The sequence below is a fragment of the Candidatus Desulfolinea nitratireducens genome (assembly GCF_982879505.1).
This window is the reverse complement of the sequence record NZ_CEYOSI010000348.1, coordinates 1-2,199: the sequence shown is the minus strand read 5'-3', so window position 1 is coordinate 2,199 and position 2,199 is coordinate 1. Positions and strand designations below refer to the sequence as shown.

3 protein-coding genes are annotated in these 2,199 nt (G+C 53.5%); 1 reads left to right on the top strand and 2 read right to left on the bottom strand.

Annotation, left to right across the window (positions count from 1 at the left end; all coding sequences use genetic code 11):
* Both AC3DOM_RS17655 and AC3DOM_RS17650 read right to left on the bottom strand, forming a co-directional pair.
* Positions 1–141: dTMP kinase (locus AC3DOM_RS17655; RefSeq protein ID WP_487920355.1), on the bottom strand; the 141-nt coding region annotated here is incomplete at its 3' end.
* 78 nt (positions 142–219) lie between these two features.
* A complete protein-coding gene (locus AC3DOM_RS17650; protein WP_487920354.1) occupies positions 220–1,809 on the bottom strand; it encodes a R3H domain-containing nucleic acid-binding protein in 1,590 nt (529 codons plus the stop codon).
* Between the two features lie 70 nt (positions 1,810–1,879).
* Between AC3DOM_RS17650 and AC3DOM_RS17645 the strand changes: the two genes are divergently transcribed.
* Positions 1,880–2,199, top strand: a 320-nt coding sequence (locus AC3DOM_RS17645) for a class I SAM-dependent methyltransferase (RefSeq protein WP_487920353.1), incomplete at its 3' end; no start/stop codon positions are given.

The window sequence follows — 2,199 nt, the reverse complement described above, 5'->3', positions numbered from 1 at the left end:
GCGAATTTGTTCGCCGATCGATGTCCCGCCCGGTTCACGGGTTGGGAAAACGGTATAGCCCTGCTCACGTAAGTATTCCACGAGGGTGGGGATATGAGATGTCTTGCCAGAACCTTCAGGGCCTTCGAGTGTGATAAACATAGTTATTCGATATTCGAATATCGATATTCGGAGGAGGCTTTACGTATTTACGACTCGCGAATATCGAATCTCGCTTTCCTACTCTCTAAAAATCCGCACATGTCTGCGCGGCTCTTTGCCATAGGAATGGCTCACCAATTCTGCACTGCGCGCCATCTCATGCTGGATGCGCCGGATCATTGCCGGACCAGAGGGCAAGTCGACCCAACGCTCGCCACTCAAAACAGAGGCAATCGCAGACTGTGTTTCATTTTTGATCAGATCCATTTCACCGGATTCTCGATGCTCTCCTGTCAAACCGAAAAGATCTCCTAAAAAATTCTCAATTTGGTCAGTGGTATTTGCCCGCAACACATGCACCGGCATTCCCTGCCGCTCGGCATCCATCACCGTCTGCTGGCGTTTGCGATAATAGGTCCGCAGGGTAACGAGCACATCCGCTTCGCTCGCATTCCGCACAATGATCGCCGGGACCTTCATCCGCTTGACGCTTTGCAGCAGCCGATTCCGCGCCACGCCATAAGGGTAGATGCGTGTCGTCGGGAGGCTTTGACGGGGAGAAGTTTGAGGCCTGGAGGTTGATTCGGGAACGGAGGACAAGCGCAGGGCGCCGCGCGATCCGAGCGTATCCCCGCCCCGTTTCGCGCCTGGGATTGGGGCGGCTACCTCTTTACTGACTTTGATCTGTCCATCCGCATCCCGGGTACGAATCTCGGCCGGGAGAGGGAATCCACGCAAAAGAGCATCAACCGCTGCGGCAATATCCAGGTGAACTGAGAAACGGTCACGATGCTGAATTTCGATCAGCACGTCAAAGGTGGGTGGGCTGCGTCTTTCGAGAACGGTTTTCTGGGTGCCGCGCCGACGGGCTTCGTCATCCGAAAGGGTGACGGATTCGATCCCGCCGATCAGGTCAGAAAGGGTCGGGTTGAGCATCAGGTTGTCGAGGGTATTCCCATGCGCCGTGCCAACCAGTTGGACGCCGCGCTCACCGATCGTCCGGGCTGCGGCAGCTTCGAGTTCGCGTCCGATCTCATCAATGACGATCACTTCAGGATTATGATTTTCCACAGCTTCGATCATCACCTCATGCTGAAGGGAGGGTGTGGCGACCTGCATTCTGCGGGCGCGCCCCACTGCGGGATGGGGCACATCGCCATCGCCGCCGATCTCGTTGGAGGTATCCACGACAACCACCCGTTTGCTCTCGGCCAGGATGCGGGCAGCTTCGCGGAGCATGGTCGTCTTGCCCACACCGGGACGTCCCAGGATCAGGATGCTTTTGCCCGAGGCAACAATATCCTCGACGATATCCACTGTGCCATAAACAGCGCGCCCAACACGGCAGGTTAAGCCGACGATATCGCTGCGTCGATTGCGAATGGCAGAGATGCGATGCAGAGTACGCTCCAGACCGGCGCGGTTATCGGCGTCGATATCGCCAAGTTGCTGCACAACGTGATCGATCTCTGCGAGGGTGACCTCTGATTCGCTGAGGATCACTTCGCCATCAACAAAACGCGCCGTTGGTACGCGCCCAAGATCGAGGATCACCTCGAGGAGATTGGCTGTATCTTCGGTTGCTCGAATCGCTGTAACCACTTCCTCGGGGAGGGTGTTGAGCAGAGCTTCTAGATCGTCTGTGATTTGAATTTTGTTATTTGCCATAAGTTTTTCGCTCATTTATCCAGAGCTTGTTATACCCTATTGTACTAAAAATCTTCAATCCCGTTCAGGATTGGTTTTTAGGATTTTATGGAAAATAACCAGAGCTGACTGGGGTGATGAACTATTTCTCGATGCGTTAAGGAAGGAATATCCACAGATCGTCTTGCTTGGCGCAGGCTACGATAGCAGGGCCTATCGTTTTGCTGAATTCAATCAGGCAACCAAAGTCTTTGAGCTGGATATTGCCCCAACCCAAAATTGGAAAAAGAAAGCATTGAAAAAAGCGAAGATCAATCTGCTGGAAAATCTCACGCTCGCGCCGATTAACTTAATACCTCATGTTACGCACCTAAAGGTAGAACCGGGAACTGAGCTTGTAATTTGCGTAAT

Coding starts and splice junctions, on each gene's coding strand:
- AC3DOM_RS17650 (WP_487920354.1), bottom strand. CDS start 1,809: ATGGCAAATAACAAAATTCAAATCACAGACGATCTAGAAGCTCTGCTC.